Annotated in this window: 17 protein-coding genes and 1 other RNA gene; 12 read left to right on the top strand and 6 right to left on the bottom strand. The window is 71.1% G+C overall.

Features of this window, described 5'->3' with window-relative positions:
• The first annotated feature begins 24 nt into the window (after window positions 1-24).
• Window positions 25-702, top strand: coding sequence for a lytic polysaccharide monooxygenase auxiliary activity family 9 protein (locus tag ACYVDG_RS20840; protein ID WP_460755867.1), 678 nt, complete (start codon window positions 25-27; stop codon window positions 700-702).
• 144 nt (window positions 703-846) lie between these two features.
• Here ACYVDG_RS20840 and ACYVDG_RS20835 read toward each other — a convergent pair whose 3' ends face one another.
• Entirely contained in the window at window positions 847-2919 is a 2073-nt protein-coding gene (locus ACYVDG_RS20835) for an amylo-alpha-1,6-glucosidase (protein ID WP_460755863.1), read from the bottom strand.
• A gap of 146 nt (window positions 2920-3065) precedes the next feature.
• Here ACYVDG_RS20835 and ACYVDG_RS20830 point away from each other — a divergent pair, with 146 nt between their 5' ends.
• From ACYVDG_RS20830 to ACYVDG_RS20815, 4 genes are read left to right on the top strand one after another with little or no spacing between them, the layout of a single operon-like run.
• Complete coding sequence (locus ACYVDG_RS20830; RefSeq protein WP_460755860.1) at window positions 3066-4103, top strand: LacI family DNA-binding transcriptional regulator; 1038 nt, start codon at window positions 3066-3068, stop codon at window positions 4101-4103.
• Window positions 4104-4117: 14 nt separating this feature from the next.
• Window positions 4118-5338: a sugar ABC transporter substrate-binding protein gene (locus ACYVDG_RS20825; RefSeq protein ID WP_460755855.1), complete on the top strand. Its 1221-nt coding sequence runs from the start codon at window positions 4118-4120 to the stop codon at window positions 5336-5338.
• Between the two features lie 7 nt (window positions 5339-5345).
• On the top strand, window positions 5346-6398 hold the full coding sequence (locus ACYVDG_RS20820) for a carbohydrate ABC transporter permease (protein WP_460755851.1): 1053 nt from the start codon (window positions 5346-5348) through the stop codon (window positions 6396-6398).
• Window positions 6395-7249 carry a carbohydrate ABC transporter permease gene (locus tag ACYVDG_RS20815; protein WP_460755846.1) on the top strand — a complete coding sequence of 285 codons (855 nt, stop codon included), beginning with the start codon at window positions 6395-6397 and terminating at the stop codon, window positions 7247-7249. The genes ACYVDG_RS20820 and ACYVDG_RS20815 overlap by 4 nt, the downstream gene beginning before the upstream one ends.
• Before the next feature lie 85 nt (window positions 7250-7334).
• On the opposite strand, the gene ACYVDG_RS20810 is transcribed toward ACYVDG_RS20815, so the two are convergent.
• Window positions 7335-9725, bottom strand: a complete 2391-nt coding sequence (locus ACYVDG_RS20810; protein ID WP_460755841.1) for a Tex family protein — start codon at window positions 9723-9725, stop codon at window positions 7335-7337.
• Window positions 9726-9915: 190 nt separating this feature from the next.
• Window positions 9916-10263: a hypothetical protein gene (locus ACYVDG_RS20805; RefSeq protein ID WP_460755839.1), complete on the bottom strand. Its 348-nt coding sequence runs from the start codon at window positions 10261-10263 to the stop codon at window positions 9916-9918.
• 192 nt (window positions 10264-10455) lie between these two features.
• Here ACYVDG_RS20805 and ACYVDG_RS20800 point away from each other — a divergent pair, with 192 nt between their 5' ends.
• A complete protein-coding gene (locus ACYVDG_RS20800; RefSeq protein WP_460755836.1) occupies window positions 10456-11160 on the top strand; it encodes a winged helix-turn-helix domain-containing protein in 705 nt (234 codons plus the stop codon).
• 37 nt (window positions 11161-11197) lie between these two features.
• Entirely contained in the window at window positions 11198-12508 is a 1311-nt protein-coding gene (locus tag ACYVDG_RS20795; RefSeq protein ID WP_460755833.1) for an MFS transporter, read from the top strand.
• A gap of 42 nt (window positions 12509-12550) precedes the next feature.
• On the opposite strand, the gene ACYVDG_RS20790 is transcribed toward ACYVDG_RS20795, so the two are convergent.
• The 3 genes from ACYVDG_RS20790 to ACYVDG_RS20780 form a co-directional block, all read right to left on the bottom strand.
• Entirely contained in the window at window positions 12551-13417 is an 867-nt protein-coding gene (locus ACYVDG_RS20790; RefSeq protein ID WP_460755830.1) for a deoxyribonuclease IV, read from the bottom strand.
• A gap of 81 nt (window positions 13418-13498) precedes the next feature.
• Window positions 13499-14347, bottom strand: a complete 849-nt coding sequence (locus ACYVDG_RS20785) for an alpha/beta fold hydrolase (protein ID WP_460755827.1) — start codon at window positions 14345-14347, stop codon at window positions 13499-13501.
• Between the two features lie 108 nt (window positions 14348-14455).
• Window positions 14456-15871, bottom strand: a complete 1416-nt coding sequence (locus ACYVDG_RS20780; RefSeq protein ID WP_460755824.1) for an FAD-binding oxidoreductase — start codon at window positions 15869-15871, stop codon at window positions 14456-14458.
• A 61-nt stretch (window positions 15872-15932) separates the two neighbouring features.
• On the opposite strand from ACYVDG_RS20780, the gene ACYVDG_RS20775 reads away from it, so the two are divergent.
• The 5 genes from ACYVDG_RS20775 (at window position 15933) to rnpB (ending at window position 19732) form a co-directional block, all read left to right on the top strand.
• The gene (locus ACYVDG_RS20775; protein WP_460755820.1) at window positions 15933-16895 is read left to right on the top strand and encodes a helix-turn-helix transcriptional regulator; all 963 of its coding nucleotides are present in this window, start codon (window positions 15933-15935) and stop codon (window positions 16893-16895) included.
• A 47-nt stretch (window positions 16896-16942) separates the two neighbouring features.
• On the top strand, window positions 16943-17809 hold the full coding sequence (locus ACYVDG_RS20770) for a Nif3-like dinuclear metal center hexameric protein (protein WP_460755816.1): 867 nt from the start codon (window positions 16943-16945) through the stop codon (window positions 17807-17809).
• Window positions 17810-17914: 105 nt separating this feature from the next.
• On the top strand, window positions 17915-18676 hold the full coding sequence (locus tag ACYVDG_RS20765; RefSeq protein ID WP_460755813.1) for a zinc ribbon domain-containing protein: 762 nt from the start codon (window positions 17915-17917) through the stop codon (window positions 18674-18676).
• Entirely contained in the window at window positions 18673-19338 is a 666-nt protein-coding gene (locus tag ACYVDG_RS20760) for a histidine phosphatase family protein (RefSeq protein WP_460755810.1), read from the top strand. The genes ACYVDG_RS20765 and ACYVDG_RS20760 overlap by 4 nt, the downstream gene beginning before the upstream one ends.
• 11 nt (window positions 19339-19349) lie before the next feature.
• Window positions 19350-19732, top strand: an RNA gene (gene rnpB, locus ACYVDG_RS20755) — RNase P RNA component class A.
• Window positions 19733-19981 lie beyond the last annotated feature (249 nt).

The following is a 19981-nucleotide window of genomic DNA, read 5'->3' as shown; positions in this document are numbered from 1 at the left end:
GCCGGATACGGAGAACGCAGACAGATGAACAACCACCCCGCTACCGAAACCACCCGCACGACCCGCCCCCTCACCCGAGCCGTCGTCATCGGCTCCGCGGCCATGCTGGGTCTGGGCCTGACGGCGGCCCCCGTCGCCGCTCACGGTTCGATCGTCGACCCAGCGGCCCGTGCCTACGCCTGCTTCGACCGTTGGGGCGACGACCACCTGAACCCGGACATGGAGCTCGAGGACCCCATGTGCGCCCAGGCGTGGGAAGAGGATCCCAACGCCATGTGGAACTGGAACGGCCTGTACCGCGACGGCGTCGGCGGCGACCACCAGGGAGCCATCCCCGACGGCACGCTGTGCAGCGGCGGTCTGACCCAGGGCGGCCTCTACGGCGCCATGGACGCAGTGGGGGAGTGGGAGACCACCCCGGTCGGCGACGACTTCACGCTCCACCTGCACGACGGCGCCGAGCACGGTGCGGACTACTTCCACGTCTACGTCACGGAGGAGGGCTTCGACCCCACCACCCAGGAACTGGGCTGGGGTGACCTGGAGCTGGTCGAGGAGACCGGTACCTACCCGCCGGTCATGGACATCGAGATCGATGTCAGCACGTCCGGGCGCACCGGCCACCACATCGTGTACACGGTGTGGCAGGCCTCGCACATGGACCAGGCCTACTACTTCTGCAGCGACGTCGACTTCGGCTGACCCGCGGGGCCTTGACCCCGGTACTCCGGGCTCGTCCGGTACCTGACGGGGATGCCGGGCGGCACCCGGGCCACCGGAACGGGGAGGGACCCCCGGCCGACATGCGGCCGGGGGTCCCTTGGGCTCCCCGGGGCCCGACCTCCGCTAACGCCGGTCGGTGACGGCCACCCGCAGGGGTGCGTCGGTGTACACGGACGGCTTTCCCTCGGAGTCGACCTCCACCGTCACCGCGTGGCCGCCCACGCGCAGCCCGTCGACGGTGAGGGGGAACCAGTGTGCGAAGGCCGGGTCCGGGCTGACCCGAAGCTCACCCGCGGGCACGTCGGCCCGCAGGCCCAGCGCCGCCGACAGTAGGGGCAGAACGGATGCCGCGGCCCAGGCCTGGGGGCGGCAGGAGGCGGGGTAGGCCAGCACCGGTTCTCCTGCGCGGCCGTCCGTGCCGCCGAACAGCTCCGGGAGCCGGTGCTCGAAGGCGGGGGCCGCCCTGAGCAGACCGTCGGCCAATGAGGCGGCGACCACCCCGCCGCCCGCGCGGGAGAGCCCTTGGACGGCAATGGCGGTGTCGTGCGGCCAGACGGTGCCGGCGTGGTAACCGAGCGGGTTGAATCCGGCAGCCGTGCTCGACATGGTCCGCAGCCCGTACCCCGCGTCCAGATCGTGTGCGGCCAGCCGGTCGGCCACGAGCGCGCTCTCGTGGCCGTCCAGAAGGCCGGTGCCCAGCAGGTGCCCCAGGTTGGACGTGGCAGTGGCCACCGGTGTCCCGTCGCCGTCCAGGGCGATGGCCGGGAAAGGGCCTTGTCCGTCGCGCACCCAGAACGCCGACCTGAAGCGCGCACGCAGTTCCCCGGCCCAGGACCGGTAGGCGGCCACCGGGTGGTGGCCGGGTTCGATGGCCTCGAGGAGCTCGGCCCCGGCCAGGGCGGCTTCGTGGGCGTAGGCCTGGGCCTCGCTGAGCCGGATGGGGGGCTGGGCGATACTCCCGTCGGGCCACTGGATGGAGTCACCCGAGTCCTTCCAGCCCTGGTTGGCCAGGCCGGTGCCGTGGGTGTCCACGTAGTCGAGGAACCCGTCCCCGTCGGCGTCGGCCGGGCCGGTGATCCAGTCCAGGGCCGCACGCAGGTGCGGCAGCAGCGGGCGGATCCGGTCTTCGGACATCCCCCAGAGCCGGGCTTCGTGCAGCAGGGTTACCCACAGCGGGGTGGCGTCGATGGTGCCGTAGTAGACCGGGGGCAGGATATGACCCTCGTCGTCCGCCCCCGGCGCGCGCACCTCGTGCAGGATACGCCCGTGCTGCTCTGCGGTGGCCGGGTCCTCGGCCCTGCCTTGGCGCCGTGCGAGGGTACCCAAGGTGCCCTCCGCGGTCTCGGTGCCCAGGGGCAGGAGCATGCGCGCCACCCACAGCGAGTCCCGGCCGAAGAGGGTGAAGAACCAAGGGCTGCCCGCGCCGACGAAGGTATCGGCGGGATGGTCGGGATCGGCCATGCGCAGAGCGGCGAGGTCGGCGATGCCCTGCTTGGCCAGGAGCTCCAGGTCGGTGGCGCGCGAGCGGACCTCCACTCGGGGCGCTTCGCCGTGGGTAGGGGCGGTGAACAGGCCATCTGAGGGGCCGTCGGCGGTGAGTTCGACGCTCCAGGAGGTGTGGGCGGGCAGCGTCACCCGCCAGGCGAGCTCGGCTGTCCCGGTCCCCTCGTCGTCGCCGGTCGCGCGGTCCGGTTCGGGCGCCGACCGCAGCCGCAGGCCGTCGCCCCAGGCCAGGTCGGCGTCCTTGGCCCGGACCGGGACCGGGGCCGCAGTGGTGCCCTCCTTGATCCGGCTGGTGGGTGCCAGGTCGGCGGCCACGCGCACGGTGAGTTCCGCGGTCACCTCAACGCGGGCGTCGTTGACCAGCGTGAGGTGCTCGCGGAGGGTGTCGGGGCCCACGGTGCGCAGGCGCTCGACCCGCACGGTGGGGTCTGCTCCGGTGTCGCCGAGGAAGCGGGCCACCCCGGTGAACCGGGCGCTGTCGGCTCCGGCCAGGGCGCTGCCGACCGCTTCGGGCTCGGCCCCGTCCAGGCGCACCTCCAGGCGGGAGAGCAGCCTGCGGTCGTCGCGCAGCCAGCCCTGTGCCCCCTCCGGCCGGATCTGCCCGTCTCGGCCGCCGAGCACGACGCTGGGCGCGCTCAGGCAGCTCACCAGGTCGTGGAGGTAGGGCTGGACGGTTCTGGGGCTCTGAGTCAACTCTTCTCCCGGTCGGGCTTGACAGTGTCGGGGGTGATGTCGTTCACTTCCGATCACGCTCTTTGAACGATCAAAAACACGGCTCACACTCTAAGCCCGTATTTTTGAACGATCAAGAGTCGACGAAACCATGGAAGGGCATCGGGTTGAACAACAAGCGCTCCGCGACGGTGGCCAGTGTCGCCGAGGCCGCCGGGGTCTCCCGACAGACCGTCTCCAACGTCATCAACGCACCCGAACGTGTCCGCCCCCGGACCAGGGAACGGGTCGAGGCGGCCATCCGGGACCTGGACTACGAGCCGAACCGGGTGGCGCGCTCACTGCGCACCAGCGCCTCCCGCATGCTCGGCTACTGCGTCTGGCCCCAGCCCGACGCACACGGCGTCATGGACCGCTTCCTGCACGCCGTCACCGAAGCCGCCGGGGAACACGGCTACCACGTCCTGCTGTTCACAGCGCCCTCCGGGGCCGAGGGCCTGCCCGCCTACGAGCGCCTCATCGCCCAGCACGCCGTGGACGGCTTCGTCCTGGCCGACACGGTCAAGGGAGACGTCCGCCAACAGTGGCTGAGCGAACAGGACGTCCCCTTCGCCGCCTTCGGCCGGTCCTGGTCCGACCCCGAACACGGGGACTGGGTCGACGTCGACGGCGCCGCGGGCACACGCGAGGCAGTCGAGCACCTCCACACCCTGGGCCACCGCCGCATCGGCTTCGTCGGCTGGGAAGCCGGCTCCGGCGTCGGTGACGACCGCCGCGCCGGATGGGCCGCGGCCTTGGACACGGCCGACCTGCCCGAGGGACCCAGCGCCCAAGCCGAGAACAGCGTGCACGACGGTACCCGTGCCGCCCTCGACCTGCTCGACCGCCCGGAGGCACCCACCGCCCTGGTGTGCGCCAGCGACATGCTCGCCCTGGGTGCCCTCGGCGCACTGGCCCAGCGGGGACTCACCCCCGGCCGCGACGTCGCCGTCGTGGGTTTCGACGACCTGCCAGCCGCCGCCCTTCCCGGAGTCGAGCTCACCACACTGCGACAGCCGATCCACGAGATCGGCCGAGGCGTTGTCGACCTGGTCCTGGCCCGCTTGGACCACCGCTCCGACACGTCCCCGCGCCAGACCCTGCTGCGCCCCAAGCTCGTGGTGCGCACCAGCTCCCGACCCGAACCCCTTCCCCCGAAACCCTAGGAAGTGAGCCACTGATGACGCGAAACACCCTCGGCGCGCTCGGCGCCGGTGCCGCCCTGCTACTGGCCACTGGCTGCGGCAGCGGCTATGACGATGACGGCGGCGGTGAGCTGACCCTCATGTTCGGCTCCTCCGGTGAGGCCGAGACCGCCGCGGTGCAGGAAGCGGTCGCGGCTTGGTCCGACGAGAGCGGTACCCCCGCTGAAGCGGTGCCCGCGCACGACCTCGACCAGCAGCTGGTGCAGGGCTTCAGCGGCGGCAACCCGCCCGACGTGTTCTACCTCGGCCCGGACCAGGTCGGACAGTTCGCCGAGGGAGGCTCGCTGTACGCCTACGGCGACCAGGTCGAGGACGCAGACGACTTCCACCCGGCCCTGCTGGACACCTACACCTTGGACGACGAGCTGTACTGCCTGCCCAAGGACCACAACTCCCACGCCCTGGTCATCGACACCCAGGCCTGGGAGGAGGCCGGGCTCGGCGACGACGACGTCCCGACCACCTGGGAGGAACTGGAAGAAACCGCCGACGAGCTGAGCGGCGACGGCCGGGTCGGACTGGCCCTGAGCGGCGAGTACCACGCGGTGGGCACCTTCATGCAGCAGGCCGGGGGCTGGTTCCTCGACGACGACGGCGAGGAGGTCACCGCCGACGCCCCCGAGAACCTGACGGCACTGGAGTACCTGGACGGCAACATCGACGACGGGAACTTCGCGTTCGTCACCGACATCGGTGCCCAGTCCGGTTCCGAGGCCCTCGGTATGGGCGACGCCGCCATGATCATCGACGGCGGCTGGGTCGCGGGAGGTTTCGACAACGACTACCCCGACCTGGAGTGGCAGGCCGTGGCCGCCCCAGCGGGGCCGGACGGCGAGGCCACTACCGTGTTCAGCAACTGCTGGGGCGTGGCCGAGGCCAGCGGTCTGCACGACGAAGCCGTCGACCTGGTCGAGTACCTGACCAGCGCCGACCAGCAGCAGGCCTTCGCCGAGGCCTTCGGCGTCGCACCCTCCCGCGCGAGCCTGGCCGACTGGACCGCCGAGCAGTTCCCGCACATGAGTGCCTTCCACTCCGGCGTCGACGTCGCCCGCGGCCCCGTACCCGAACCCGGGTTCGGGTCGGTCATGCGCGAGTTCGACACGAACCTGCAGGGCATGGTCGCCGGAACCGCGACCCCCGAACAGGTCCTCGACCGCCTCCAGGCGGACGGCGAGGCCGCCCTGGCGCAGGAGTAGCCGTTCCGTGAGGCCTTCCATCACCTCTGTCGCCCGTCGGCGCGCCAGTCCGATCCACGCCGGTCAGGAACGGGCGGGGTGGCTCTTCACTGCCCCCGCCCTGACCCTGCTCCTGGTCTTCGTCGCCGCGCCCATCGCCATGGCGCTGTGGGTGAGCGTGCTCGACTGGGACGGCCAGTCCGACCCCCTCGCCCCGGGCCAGGACGTCGTGGGCGCCGACAACTATCGCGCGCTGCTGGCCGAGGACACGCTGCTGCGCCGCGACTTCATGATCAGCGTCCGCAACACCCTCTACTACGTCCTCATCAACGTGCCCTTGGTGACCGCCCTGTCCTTCGGTCTGGCGCTGGTGGTCAACAACCGGCTGCTGCGAGGGCGCTCGTTCTTCCGCACCATCTTCTACTTCCCGAGCATCACCAGCTCCGTGGCGATCAGCATCACCTTCCTGTTCCTGTTCCAGGGCACCGGGGCGATCAACCAGGCGCTGGCCGTGGCCGGGGTGGAGGGCCCCAACTGGTTCACCGACTCCCGGGGGCTGGTGCACATCGTGCTCGGCTCCGCAGGGCTGGACCCTGACGCCCCGCCCGCCTGGTTGGCCGACACCACCATGGGCGGCCTGCCGCTGTGGGAGTGGATCTCGGGCCCGTCGGTGGCCATGTGCGCGATTATCTCGCTCACCACCTGGGCCACCTCCGGGACCTTCATGCTGTTCTTCCTGGCCGGGCTGCAGAACATCCCGGAGTCGGTCGAGGAGGCCGCACGCATCGACGGTGCCAATGCCTGGCAGCGCTTCCGCCACGTCACCCTGCCGCTGATGCGCCGCAGCGTGACCCTGGTGATGACGCTGGCCCTGATCGGCAGCTGGCAGGTGTTCGACCAGGTGTACATCATGTCCCAAGGTGCGCCCGCCAAGACCACGCTGACCCCGGCTTTCCTCTCCTATGTCACCAGCTTCACCGACGGCGACTTCGGGGCCGGGGCGGCCGTCGCCTTCGTCCTGTTCGCGATCATCGTCTCGCTGACCCTCGTCCAGCGCTGGATCGGTAGGGAGCGCCCATGAGAACGTCGCCCCGCTGGCCCGTGTTCGTGTTCGGGTACGCCGTGCTCGCCCTGGGCACTGTGCTGTACCTCGGGCCCTTCGCCGTCCAGTTCGCCAACTCGTTCAAGACCGATCCCGACGCCGCCCAGGCCCCGCTCTCCCTGATCGCCGACCCGTTCTCCCTCCAGGCCTGGCGCAAAGCCTTCGGGCTGGACACGGTCCTGGAGATGCCGATCGCCCGGTGGCTCGGCAACTCGTTCTTCGTGACGGTCTCGGTGACGCTGGGCAGGCTGTTGCTGGACAGCCTCATCGCCTACGCCCTGGCCCGGCTGCGCTTCACCGGGCGCGCGCTGGTCAATGCCCTGGTCATCGCGGTGATGGCGGTCCCCGGTGTGGTCCTGCTCATCCCGCGTTACCTGGTGTTGCGCCAGCTGGACATGTACGACAGCTATTGGGGCATGATCCTGCCGCTGCTCTTCGACGCGGTCGGCATCCTGCTGCTCAAGACCGCCTTCGAGCAGGTGCCGCGCGATCTGGAGGAGGCCGCGCGTATCGACGGGGCCGGGGTCTTCGCCGTCTACTGGCGGGTGGTCCTGCCTCTGGTGCGCCCCGCGCTCATCACCGTGACGATCCTGTCGTTCCAGGCCTCGTGGAACGAGTTCACGCACTTCCTCGTGGCCACCTCCGACCCCAAGTACGAGACGCTCAACCTGGGCCTGGCCCGGCTGACCGCCGGACCCATCGGCGGGGCGCAGGAGTTCCCGCTCAAACTTGCGCTCGCCACGCTGGCCATGCTGCCGGTCCTGGCGGTCTACATCTTCTTCCAGCGCCACTTCGTGCGATCGCAGATGTCCTCGGGTTCCAAGGAGTGACCCGGGCCTCGCGGACGTGAGAGAGGGGTCCCGGTCGGCGGGACCCCTCTCTTGTGCCTCGGTGGTCTGCTGAGTCCCCGGGCCCCTACTTGCCCAGGCCCGCTCGGCGCAGGGCGTCAGCCATGGCGCCCGAGGCCGGAGCGCCCTCGCGCCCACCGCGGCCGCCGCTGCCCTTGCGGCCACCGCCGCCGCTGCCGCTGCCGCGACGCTGGTCACCGCCGCGGCCGCCGCCACCGCCTTGGCCACCACGGCCGCCGCGCTCACCACGGCCGCCGCCCTGGGCGGGTGCCTCGTCGTCCAGGCGCATGGTCAGCGAGATGCGCTTGCGCGGGATGTCCACGTCCTGCACCTTGACCTTGACGATGTCACCCGGCTTGACGATGTCGCGCGGGTCCTCCACGAACTTGCGGGAGAGCGCCGACACGTGCACCAGGCCGTCCTGGTGCACACCCACGTCCACGAAGGCCCCGAAGGCGGCCACGTTGGTGACCACGCCCTCCAGGATCATGCCCTGCTCCAGGTCGTCCAGCTTCTCCACGCCCTCCTTGAAGGTGGCGGTGGTGAAGGCCGGGCGCGGGTCGCGGCCGGGCTTGTCCAGCTCGCTGAGGATGTCGGTCACGGTCGGCAGGCCGAAGGTCTCGTCGACGAAGTCCTCGGGACGGACCTTGGACAGCGCCTTCTTGTCACCGATCAGCGACGGCAGATCGGTGCCGACCCGGTCCAGGATGCGCCGCACCACCGGGTAGGCCTCGGGGTGCACCGCGGAGGCGTCCAGGGGGTCGTCGCCGTTCGGCACGCGCAGGAATCCCGCGCACTGCTCGAACGCCTTCGGGCCCAGTCGCGGGACCGCGCGCAGAGAGTCCCGGGTCCGAAAGGGGCCGTTGGCGTCACGGTGGGAGACGATGTTGCGCGCCAGCGTCGACGTCACACCCGAGACCCGGGTCAGCAGCGGCACCGAGGCGGTGTTGACGTCCACGCCCACACCGTTCACACAGTCCTCGACCACCGCGTCCAGCGAACGCGACAGCTTGGCCTCAGCCAGATCGTGCTGGTATTGGCCCACACCGATCGACTTGGGGTCGATCTTGACCAGCTCGGCCAGCGGATCCTGCAGCCGGCGCGCGATGGAGGCGGCGCCGCGCAGGGACACGTCCAGGTCGGGCAGCTCCTCGGAGGCGTAGGCCGAGGCGGAGTAGACCGACGCGCCCGCCTCCGAGACCATCACCTTGGTGAGCTTGAGCTCGGGGTGGCGCTTGATCAGGTCGCCCGCCAGCTTGTCGGTCTCACGGGAGGCGGTGCCGTTGCCGATGGCGACCAGCTCCACGTCGTGTGCGGCGCACAGCCTGGCCAGACGGTCGATCGAACCGTCCCAGTCGCGGCGCGGCGCGTGTGGGAAGACGGTGTCGGTGGCCACCACCTTGCCGGTGGGGTCGGTGACGGCGACCTTCACCCCGGTGCGCAGACCCGGGTCCAGGCCCAGGGTGGACCGGCTTCCGGCGGGAGCGGCCAGGAGCAGGTCGCGCAAGTTCGCGCCGAAGACGTTGACGCCGTCGTCCTCGGCCTGCTGCCACAGCCGCATGCGCACGTCGATGTCCAGCCGGACCAGGATGCGGGTGCGCCAGGCCCAGCGCACGGTGTCCTGCAGCCAGCGGTCGGCGGGGCGGCCCCGGTCCACGACCTCGAAGTGCGAGGCGATCGCGTTCTCGTAGCTGCTGCGCGGCACGGTGCCGTCGGCGCCTGCCTCGGGCGCCTCCTCCGGCACCAGGTTCAGCGTGAGGACCTCCTCCTTCTCGCCCCGGTACATGGCGAGGACGCGGTGCGAGGGGAGCGCGGTGAGGGGCTCGGAGAAGTCGAAGTAGTCGGCGAACTTGGCGCCGGCCTCCTCCTTGCCCTCGCGGACCGCCGAGCCCAGGCGACCCTTCTCCCACAGCCGCTCGCGCAGGGTGCCGGTGAGGTCGGCGTCCTCGGCGAAGCGCTCGACCAGGATCGCGCGGGCCCCGTCCAGGGCGGCCTTGACGTCGGCGACGCCCTTGTCGGCGTCCACGTAGGAGGCGGCGATCTCCTGCGGGTCCTGGTTCGGGTCCCCGAACAGGCCCTCGGCGAGCGGTTCGAGGCCGGCCTCGCGGGCGATCTGCGCCTTGGTGCGGCGCTTGGGCTTGTAGGGGAGGTAGATGTCCTCAAGACGGGCCTTGGAGTCGGCCGCGTTGATGCGGGCCTCCAGCTCGTCGTCCAACTTGCCCTGGGAACGGATCGACTCCAGGATCGCGCTCCGGCGTTCGGCCAGTTCACGCAGGTAACGCAGGCGTTCCTCGAGGGCACGCAGCTGGGCGTCGTCCAACGCGCCGGTCGCCTCCTTGCGGTACCGGGCGATGAAGGGCACGGTCGACCCGCCGTCGAGCATCTCGACGGCGGCACTGACCTGGTGCGCGCCCACGCCGAGTTCTTCTGCGATGCGCTGGTCGATCGTGGGTGTCACAGGCGTCGTCACTGGTTAACGTCCACTCTCTGGCTGTTCGGTGCGCGGACATTCTCGCGGCGCACACGGATGTTGTCACCGCAGCGCGTCGCGGTCCGCGATCCCAGGGTCCCGCACGTTGCCGCGTGCTCGGTCCCGAGGCTGACCTGGACACGCGCGGGAGGCCCTTGGAAAAGGGGTCGTGGCGGTGTCAGGAGTTCTCGCCGTCGAGGAAGTCCGGGGCGTAGTACTCGTCCACCGGGACCGGTCCGCGGTACCCCTGGCACATGCACTGGCGGTAGGTCGAGTCGTGCTGCCCGGTCCAGCGTCCGGGGATGACGACCTGGGTCTGGCACCGCTTGGTCTCCCTGTCGTGGAAGACCAGGTTGTGGCCGCAGCCGCACACCGGTTGGGGGCTCGCTTGCCCTTTTCCCACTGCCTTGTGCGTTTTCTGGTGCTGTTGGAGCTCCCGCCTGGCTTGTCGTGTGGCGGTGAACTTGCCCGCGAAGAAGCCGCCGGCCGCGATCGCCACACCTATGACCATGGAGATCGGATCCATGCGGTCACACCTTTCCGTCTGTCCTTGGGCCCGCGGCAGCACGGGTCCGGGGCCATTGTTGCCCATTGTCGCCCATGAGAGAGGGCTGCGGGGCGTGGGGTTTCCCGGGGCTGGTACGCGGTGCCGACGATTTCCCCAAGAAATTTCTGCAAAGGTATTTTTGCAAAGAAGTCTTTGGAGTACGGTGCCGGTATGAGCGAAGCAGACGAACCGACCGACCGGCCGACCGAATCCCTGGAGGTCGAGGGCGAAGCGCTGCGGGGGCTGGCCCACCCGCTGCGCGCCCGGATCCTGGACGAACTCTCCGAGCACGGGCCCGCGACCGCCACCATCCTGGGCAAGCGCCTGGGGGAGAGCAGCGGATCCACCAGCTACCACCTGCGCCAGCTCGCTCGGTTCGGGTTCGTCGTGGCCGATACCGGCCGGACCGGAAGCCGTGACCGCTGGTGGCGGGTGCGCCCCGGCGGCTGGCACATGCGCGGTGGCGAGATGCGGCGCAGCCCCGCCACCCGGGAAGCCGCAGACATCGTCCTGGGCCGCTACTACCGGACCCGGCGGGAACGCGTCGAGCGGTGGAACGCGCTCGCGCGCGAACAGCCGGAGTCACCCTCCGTGCAGCGCTGGAGCGCCGCCTCCCAGGACTCGGTCTTGCGCATGCGGATGACCCCGGAGGAGACCCGCGAGTTCGCCCAGGAGCTCATGGCCTTCGTCCGGGAGCGGCTGCTGCCCTACCAGGGGCGCACCGCCGAGGAGTGGCCCGACACCGAGCCGGTCGAGCTCCAGACCGACCTCTTCCCCAACCTCCCCGAAACAGCCGGGGACGGGACCACCGGCGCCACCGAGAGCGCCGGGAGCACGGAGAGTGCCGACGACGGCGATGCCCCCGCCGACCGGTAAGTCCCCTGAACACCCCACCCCCCTTCAGGAGCCCCCCTTGACCACCGCACCCGCCCCTGCCACCACAGAATCCGCTACCCGGGACCGGCGCCTGAGCGCCACCTTCTACCGCTTCTGGGGCGCCGGGGTCTTCACCAACCTCGCCGACGGCATGATCCTCGTGGCCTTACCGCTGATCGCCGCCACCCTCACCCAGGACCCGCTCCTGGTCGCCGGGCTGACCGCCACCCGCTTCCTGCCCTGGCTGCTGCTGGCCCCGATCTCCGGCCTGCTCATCGACCGGGTGCACCGCATGCGCGCCATGGTCGTGTCCAACACGGTCGCGACGCTGACCATGGTCGCCCTGGCAGGCGCGCTGTTCGGTGGACACCTCTCCATCTGGGTGCTGTACGCGGCGATGTTCCTGGTCATCGCCTGCGAGACCGTCACCGACCCGGCCAGCCGCATCACCGTCGTCCAACTGGTCCCCGCCCGGCTCCTGGACCGGGCCAACAGCCGGGTGGAGGGCGGCCGCACGGTCGCCCAGGACTGCCTGGGCAAACCCGTTGCCGGGTTCCTGTTCGCCGCCGGTGCGGCCGCGCCGCTCCTGGGGATCGCCGGGTCCTATGCGCTGTGCGCCGTGCTGCTGTGCACCATCCCGCTGGTGTGGCGCAGCCCCGGCCCCGTGCACCAGGAGGGAGCGGAACCCGCCGAGAGTACGGAGGGCTTCATCCGAGCACTGGGGGAGGGTTTCCGCTTGGTCTTCACCGACCGGATCCTGCGGGGAAACATGCTCTGCAACGCCGGAACAATGTGCGGCATCAACATGTCCTCGGCCGTACTGGTGCTCTACGCCCAGAACGACCTCGGCGTGCCCGCCGCCCTCTTCGGCGTCTTCCTGCTCTCCAGCGCGGTCGGCGGGGTCATAGGCTCCCTGGCGGCTGCCCGGCTCCTGCGCCGGGTCGGACGGCGTGCCGTGGTCATCGGCGGCTACACGGGGTTCGGCCTGTGCCTGGTGACCACGGCCCTCGTCGGCGGCCCCTACCTCGCCTTCCTCACCCTGACCGGGGTCGGGTTCTTCATCGTCGTGTCCAACGTCGCTGGCAGCCTCTACTTCCAGACGGTGGTCCCGGACGAGGTGCGCGGCCGCATCAACGGCGTCAGCAAGACGGTCGGCTGGGGTCTGACCCCCGTTGGCGCGCTCCTCGGCGGCCTGCTCGGCCGCGTCGACCTGGCCCTGCCCTACATCGTCGGCGGCGCGCTGATCCTCTTGGTCACCTTCCTCTTCCGGGGCATCATCACCGAGACCGCGCGGCTGGCCGACAATGCCGCCGCCCGGTTGGCTGCCGAGCCCGCTCCGGGCACGTGACGTGCCCTCTCCCGGAGGGTGATCAGCGCGCCGGCCCGCGGCTCAGGCCTCGGAGCGCAGCTTCTTGAGGGTGGCCACGTCCTCGGCGTGCGGACCCTCCGGCCCCGGGGTCTCCAAGGTGATGGGGATCCCGGCGGTCACCGGATGGCGGAACAGCTCCGCGAACGGCTCCGCGCCGATGTGGCCCGCGCCGATGTTCTCGTGCCGGTCCTTGTTGCTCCCGCACGGCTCCTTGGAGTCGTTGCCGTGGACCAGCTTGAGCCGGTCGGCGCCTACCACCTCACCGAAGCGGTCCAGCGCCTCGCGCATGCCCTCGACGGTGGAGATGTCGTGCCCGGCCGCGAACAGGTGCGCGGTGTCCAGGCACACGCCCACGTTCGGGTGCCAGTCCAGGGCCTCGAAGTAGGGGACGAGGTCGTCGACGGTGGCACACAGGACCTGGCCCTGACCGGCCATCGGTTCCAGCAGCAGCGGGGGCACGTCCTCGCCCAGCCGCTCCAGCATCGGCAGCAGGCGCTCGCTGGCGCGGGCCAGCCCGTCCTCGCGGGTGCCCGAGACGGCCGAGCCGGTGTGCATGACCGCGCCCAGCGCGCCGATCTCCGCGCTGCGGCGCAGGGCGTGCTCCATCGAGGTGATGGACTTGGCGGCGGTCTCCTCGTTGGGGGTACCCGGGTTGATCAGGTACGGGGCGTGCACGAACACGGGCAGATCGGTGCGCTCGCGCATCTGCGCGTCCTGCGCCGGGTCGCCGCCGTTGGTCGCCCAGCCGCGCGGGTTGGACACGAACACCTGGACGGTCTCGGCGCCGATCTTCTCGGCGTAGGCCAGGCCCTTGGTGGCCATGCCGCCCGCCACGGGCACGTGTGCTCCGACCGGGGTGTGGGGCCGCTGCTGCTCAGTATTGTTCATCGCCCACCAACTCTAGACTGCTGGCGGAGCCGCTGAGGCGTGCCGGTGTCCACAGGGCGGTTCCGGGCGGGCGAGTGGAACTCAGGGGCGGTTGCGGAGTTCGGTGAGCAGGCCGGGCAGCTCCCACAGCACCGTGACGTGCCCGTGCCCGGGTAGCACGCGCAGCTCCGCCCCGGGGACCAGGTCCGTGGTGTGGCGGGAGTGCGCGAGCGGCACCACCGTGTCGTCGGCCCCGTGGACGGCCAGGACCGGCGCCGCGACCCCGTCGAGGTCGAAGTCCCACGGGCGTCCCTGCACCCAGGCGTCCTGGGTGTAGCCGCCCACCCCCTGCCGGAAGGCCTCCTTGCTGGCCGAGGCCAGCCAGGGGACGTACTGGTGGGCGAACAGCTCCCGGTCCGGCTCCGGCCAGCGCGAACCGCCATCGACCTCACGCATCCGGGACCCGTCCGGGCCGAAGGCCCGCACACCGTGTTCCAGGGCGGCCTTCTCGTCGGGCAGGCGCATGAGTGCGGCCTCGTGTTCGACGAAACCGTCCCACGCCCGCGGCCACGCGAAGTCGGTCACCCCGGCCACGAGGACCGTGCCGATCACCCGGTCGGGCAGGGAAGCGGCGACCACCACCCCGTACGGACCGCCGGAGGAGTGCGCGCCCACCAGGAAGCGGTCGAACCCGAGCGCGTCCGCGAGCGCTTCGGTGTCGGCGGCCCAGTCGGTGAGCACGCGGCCGGGGGCGGGAGCGGAGCCGCCGTACCCCGGCCGGTCGGGTGAGACGACGCGGAGCCCGGCCTCGGCGAACCGTTCGTCCTGGTCCACGAGGTTCCACCGGCTCATCGGCGCCCCGTGGAAGAACAGCACGGGGGTGCCGTCCGGGTCGCCGATGTCGGTGTAGGCGACTTCGCGCCCGCGGAGTTCGATCCTCGTGTCCTGCATGTCGCGCGCACCCGCTTTCGTCGGCAGCGCCGGTCGTAAGTACCGGTCGGCAGTGCCCGAACGTTAGGCGGCGCACGGCCCGGGGGCAAGCTGAGCCACCGGTGGGAGTCAGGCAGCCGGCGGGAGGGGGCGGTTGGAGTGGATCCGGCGGTGCGGGTCGACCCGGTCCCGGATCTCCGACAGCCTCCGCAGGGTCTCGGGTTCGTACATGGCGCCCACCTCGTCCCCGGTCACCGGGCCGAAGCTCAGGTTGGCGGAGCGGCCCAGCGTGTGCGGCGCGAAGAGCTCCGCCACCCCGGCGCGCATGTCAGCCATGGCGGTGGTGTCACCCGGCCCCTCGGGGTCGATGAAGGTGAGCACGCTCAGGGCGTGCGCGGCCGCCCGGTGGCCCACGGCGTTCGGGACCTCGGGCGGCCGGGCCAGGGCGCCGCCCAGGTGGCGCAGCCAGACCACGCTCATGAACGGGCGCTCGGCCGCCACCAGCCGGGCGAGTTCGGTGAGGGCACCCGGCGCCACGGATTCCACGAGGAGCGCCTCGCCATGGAAGCCGGCCTGGTCGTCGTGCTCGTCGAAGACCGTTCCGGACTCGGTGTAGGGGAGTTCGCGCAGGGTGTCCATGAGCACCGGGGCGGCGGCACGCAGCGGCGCCGCAACCGCTGGGCCGTCCTCCGGAGGACCGGACCAGGCCAGGGAGACCTGGACGATCAGGCGTCCGCGCATGGGTTCGGGCACGCCTGCCGCGTCCGGGTAGACCAGGGCGGACACGCCCGACGTCAGTTCTTCGGGGGTGCCCTCGGCCCACCGGCGCCACGTCTCCAGCACGTCCGGGTGGTCGGTCGCGTCCAGGAAGAGGCTGCCGCCGTACAGGCGCGCCACCGGGAACAGGTCGAACTCCATCCCCGTGACCAGACCGAACGAACTCCCGCCACCGCGCAGCGCCCAGAAGAGGTCCGGGGCGCTGTCGGCGTCCACCCGGCGGTGGCCCCCGTCCGCGGTGATCAGGTCGATGCCGCGGACGTGGTCGGCGGCGTACCCGTACCGGCGTGCCATCAGGCTCAGACCCCCGCCCAAGGTGTAGGAGACCGCGCCCACCCCCGGCGCGCTGCCCGAGAGCGGCGCCAGCCCGTAGGCGGCCGCGGCGTCGATCACGTCCTGCCAGGTGGCCCCGGCCCCGATCCGCGCGGTGCGCCGTTCAGGGTCGACCTGCACCTGAGAGAGGTTTCGGGTGTCCACCACGATTCCTCCGCGCATCCCGGCGCCGTGCCCGTGCCCGGTGCGCTGGGCCGCAACGGTCAGGCCGTGATCGGCGGCGACCGCCACGGCGGCGCGCACGTCCTCGGCGGTGGCTGCCTCGACCACGGCGTCGGGTTCGTGCCGGTCCAGCAGTTGCATCCCCGAGCGGCCCCGCTCATGGCCCTCGCTTCCGGGGGCGTGCACCGGGCCGGTCACCCGTGCACGCAGTTCCGTCATGACGTCGGTCTCCGCCGCGGTCGCGGTCGTTGCTGCTCGCTTGGTCTCGTTCATGCGGCCACCGTAGGAAGCTTTGCGGCCACGAGTCGGCCGCAATGGCTGGCAGCATGGAACTATGAGCGCGGAATCGGTACGAGGGACTATGCCGCAGCGGCTGCTGCGCCTGCTGTCCCTGCTCCAGGCTCGGCGCGAGTGGAGCGGCGGCGAGCTCACCGAGCGCCTCGGAGTCAGCGCCCGCACCCTGCGCCGCGACGTCGAACGCCTGCGCGACCTCGACTACCGGGTGGCGGGAACCCCGGGCGCGGCCGGGGGCTACCGGCTGGTCTCCGGCCGCGACCTGCCGCCGCTGCTGCTGGACGACGAGGAGGCGGTCGCGATCGCGCTCGCCCTGGCCACCGCCACCGGGGTCGAGGAGAGCGCGCTGCGGGCCCTGGCCAAACTCGAACGGGTCCTGCCCGCGCGGTTGCGTCCCCGGCTCGCCGCGGTGAGCGCCTCGGCGTCCGCCGTTCCCCACCCCGACACCCCCGGCGCCGATCCCTTGGTCCTGGGAGTGCTGGCCGCGAGCAGCCGCGGCCGGGCGGTCACCGACTTCGCCTACCGGGACCGCTCCGGGAAACTCAGCGAGCGCCGCGTCGAACCCCACCACCTGGTCTCCCACGGCGGCCACTGGTACCTGCTCGCGCACGACACGGACCGCGACGCCTGGCGGACCTTCCGTGTGGACCGGCTCCACGACCCCAGGCCCACCCACGGGCGGTTCGAGCCCAGGGAGCTGCCCGCCCCCGACCCCGCCACCTTCCTCACCCGGCTCTTCGCCCAGGGCACGTACCGCCACACGGTGACGGTGTGCCTGGACCTGCCCGAGGAGGAGGTTCGCGGCCGGTTGTACGGACCGCTGCCCGGCCGGATCGCTTCGTTGGGCCCCGACCGCTGCGAGGTCCGGGTCAGCGCCGACTCCCTGGACCTGGTCTGCCAGTACACGGCGGTGGTCCTGTCCCTGGGTTCCGCGTTCACCCTCGACGCCCCGGCCGAAGTACGGGAGCGCCTCACCACGGTGGCCGCCCGGATCAGCCGGTGAAGGCGCGCGTTTTCACGCTCGGGGGAGTGGCGCGTTAGTCTCGCCCCGTGAGCACCTCGACCGCGCAGCCAGCCGCCCTGTCCGACGTCACCGCCGCCTTCGAGGAGGTCTATCCGCCGCAGTGGGCGGCCTCCTGGGACGCGGTCGGCCTGGTCTGCGGGGACCCCGTACAGCCGGTCGAGAAGATCCTGTTCGCGGTCGACCCGGTGGACGCCGTCGTCGACGAGGCCGTGACGTGGGGCGCCGACCTCATCATCACCCACCACCCGCTGATGCTGCGCGGGGTCACCAGCGTGGCCGCCCATACCCCCAAGGGCCGGATCGTGCACCGGCTGATCCGTTCCGGCGTGGCTCTGTACACCGCGCACACCAACGCCGACACCGCCGCGCCCGGGGTCTCCGACGCCCTGGCCCGCGCGGTCGGCCTCACCGGGCAGCTGCGCCCGCTGGAGCCGGACACCACCGACCCCGAAGGCCGACGTGGCATCGGCCGTATCGGCGAGCTGGCTGAGCCGCTCGTCCTGCGCGACTTCGCCGACCGGGTGGCCCAGGGACTGCCCGCGACCGCGGGCGGTATCCGCGTGGCCGGGGACCTCGACCGCCTCATCACCACTGTCGCTGTCTCCGGGGGAGCGGGTGACTCCCTGCTCGGCGCGGCCCGGGCCGCCGACGTGGACGTCTACGTCACTTCCGATCTGCGCCACCACCCCGCGTCGGAGTTCGTGGAGGAACCCGGCGGCCCGGCGCTCATCGACACCGCGCACTTCGCCAGTGAGTGGCCGTGGCTGGCCGACGGTGCGAACCAACTGAACGACGCACTCGGGCGCGCGGGAGGCCCCAAGGGGGCTAACGTGGAGATCCGCGTGTCGACCGCCGTGACGGATGCCTGGTCACGGACCTTCCAGCACGTGTAGACCAGGCACGTGCAGAGCACGTGTACCACCTGCTCGAAGACCACAACTGCACAGGGCGCGGGCGGCCTCCCCGGCCTCCCAACCGCGATTCCCAGGAGACCCCAAGTGAAAGCCGAACCCGCCGCTCAGGCCAGACTGCTCGACCTCCAGGAGCTGGACACTCAGCTCCAGCGTCTGGACCACCGTCTCCAGAGCCTGCCCGAGATCGCCGAGGCCGCCGAGCTCAAGGAGAGCGTCGACGCTCTCGACGCCGAGCTCATCTCCGCCCAGACCAAGGCCTCCGATGTGGCCCGTCACCAGCGCAAGGCCGAGAGCGACGTCGACCAGGTGCGTACCCGCGCCGACCGGGACACCAAGCGCCTGGAGTCGGGGCAGGTCACCAACGCCAAGGAGCAGCAGAATCTGCAGGCCGAGATCGAGTCGCTGGGCCGTCGCCAGACGGAGCTGGAGGAGATCGTCCTCGAGGTGATGGAGCAGGCCGAGGCGGTCAGCTCCGACGTCGCACGCCTGACCGAGGAGCGTGAAACCGCCGTCGCGAAGTTCACCGAGGTCACGGCGCGCCGCGACACCGCCGCCGCCGAGATCCAGTGGGACCGCACCCGCGCTACCCAGGACCGCGAGCGGGTTGCCGGCGAGGTCCCCGACGATCTGCTCGCCCTGTACGACAAGCTGCGCGTTCAGTACGACGGTGTGGCTGCTGCCCCGTTGCGCTACGGCCGCTGCAACGGCTGCAAGCTCGCCTTGAGCACCATGGAACTCAACGAGATCCGCGCCACCGCCGCTGACGAGGTTGTGCGCTGCGACGACTGCCGTCGCATCCTGGTGCGCACCGAGGAGTCGGGACTCAACACCCCCGCTTCCGAATGAGCAAGGGCTGGGGTGCGCCGGACACCGAGCCGACCCGGCTGGTTCTGCTGAGGCACGGTCAGACACCGCTGTCCGTCGAACGCCGCTTCGCCGGGCGCGGTGACATCCCGCTCACCGATGAGGGCCACGCCCAGGCGGAGGCGGCCGCGCGCCGCCTCGCCGGGTGGGGGTTCGACGCGGTGGTCTCCTCACCGCTGTTGCGCACCCGGCAGACTGCCGAGTACTCGGCGCGGCTCCTGGGCCTGCCCATGGAGACCGACGAGGGTTTCGTGGAGACCGACTTCGGTGACTGGGAAGGGCTGACCTTCGCGGAGGCCCGGGAGCGTGCTCCCGATCAGGTCAGCCGCTGGCTGGCCGACCCCGAGACGGGCCCGCCCGGCGGCGAGAGCTTCGCCGAGGTGTCCCGCCGCGTGGGCAAGGCCCGCGAGGCCCTCCTCGAACGCCACCCGGGTCGCCGTGTCCTGGTGGTCAGCCACGTCACCCCGATCAAGGTCGTCGTCCAACAGGCGATGCTGGCCCCGGTCGGCGCGCTGTACCGGATGCACCTGGACACCGCGTGCCTGACCGAGGTGGACTGCTACGCGGACGGGCCCCAAGTGGTGCGCTCCCTCAACGACACCGCCCATCTGGACCGGGAGACTTCGCGCGGACCGGTAGACTGACCCGCAGAGGGGGAGTCGGCCAGGCGGTCGCGGCCCCGCGCCCAGCGCGGGTTCGAGGAAAGTCCGGACTCCACAGGGCAGGGTGGTCGGTAACACCGACCCGGGGCGACCCGCGGGAAAGTGCCACAGAAAACAGACCGCCACCGCTTGCGGTGGTAAGGGTGAAACGGTGGTGTAAGAGACCACCAGCGGCCGGAGTGATCCGGACGGCTTGGTAAACCCCACCCGGAGCAAGGTCAAAAAGGGAACCTTCGGGTTCCCGCGCGGATGTTCGAGGGCGGCCCGCCCGAGTCCGCGGGTAGACCGCACCGAGGCCGTCGGCAACGGCGGCCCCAGATGGATGACCGCCCGGTCTTCGGACCGACAGAATCCGGCTTACCGGCCGACTCCCTCTTCTGCATACTCCTGCTGTCTCTGGTGTCCCTTAGCGTCTCGCGATGGACACAGGAGTTCGGCCGCTGCGAGGGCACATCAAGATGACGAGCGGTCAGCTGCGCGCGGATGCGACAATGGGGCAGAGTCAATTCACAAAGTGACTCTTCCTGTGCCCGTACACCCGAGGCCGAAGAAGTGATCTCTCCCGAAACTCGGCGGGCTCCGACCGAACCCGGACCAAATTGTCTTGAGGGGATTGTAGTTCGGT

It is taken from the genome of Nocardiopsis oceani, assembly GCF_054777395.1.
The sequence above is the reverse complement of the archived record's forward strand: the minus strand, read 5'-3'. Positions and strand labels throughout refer to the sequence as shown.

Bases quoted from the DNA above. Each gene is read 5' to 3' on its own strand.
- ACYVDG_RS20785 (WP_460755827.1), bottom strand. From the start codon at position 14,347: ATGCAGGACACGAGGATCGAACTCCGCGGGCGCGAAGTCGCCTACACC.
- ACYVDG_RS20760 (WP_460755810.1), top strand. From the start codon at position 18,673: ATGAGCAAGGGCTGGGGTGCGCCGGACACCGAGCCGACCCGGCTGGTT.
- ACYVDG_RS20780 (WP_460755824.1), bottom strand. From the start codon at position 15,871: ATGAACGAGACCAAGCGAGCAGCAACGACCGCGACCGCGGCGGAGACC.
- ACYVDG_RS20815 (WP_460755846.1), top strand. From the start codon at position 6,395: ATGAGAACGTCGCCCCGCTGGCCCGTGTTCGTGTTCGGGTACGCCGTG.
- ACYVDG_RS20840 (WP_460755867.1), top strand. From the start codon at position 25: ATGAACAACCACCCCGCTACCGAAACCACCCGCACGACCCGCCCCCTC.
- ACYVDG_RS20825 (WP_460755855.1), top strand. From the start codon at position 4,118: ATGACGCGAAACACCCTCGGCGCGCTCGGCGCCGGTGCCGCCCTGCTA.
- ACYVDG_RS20800 (WP_460755836.1), top strand. From the start codon at position 10,456: ATGAGCGAAGCAGACGAACCGACCGACCGGCCGACCGAATCCCTGGAG.
- ACYVDG_RS20790 (WP_460755830.1), bottom strand. From the start codon at position 13,417: ATGAACAATACTGAGCAGCAGCGGCCCCACACCCCGGTCGGAGCACAC.
- ACYVDG_RS20805 (WP_460755839.1), bottom strand. From the start codon at position 10,263: ATGGATCCGATCTCCATGGTCATAGGTGTGGCGATCGCGGCCGGCGGC.
- ACYVDG_RS20775 (WP_460755820.1), top strand. From the start codon at position 15,933: ATGAGCGCGGAATCGGTACGAGGGACTATGCCGCAGCGGCTGCTGCGC.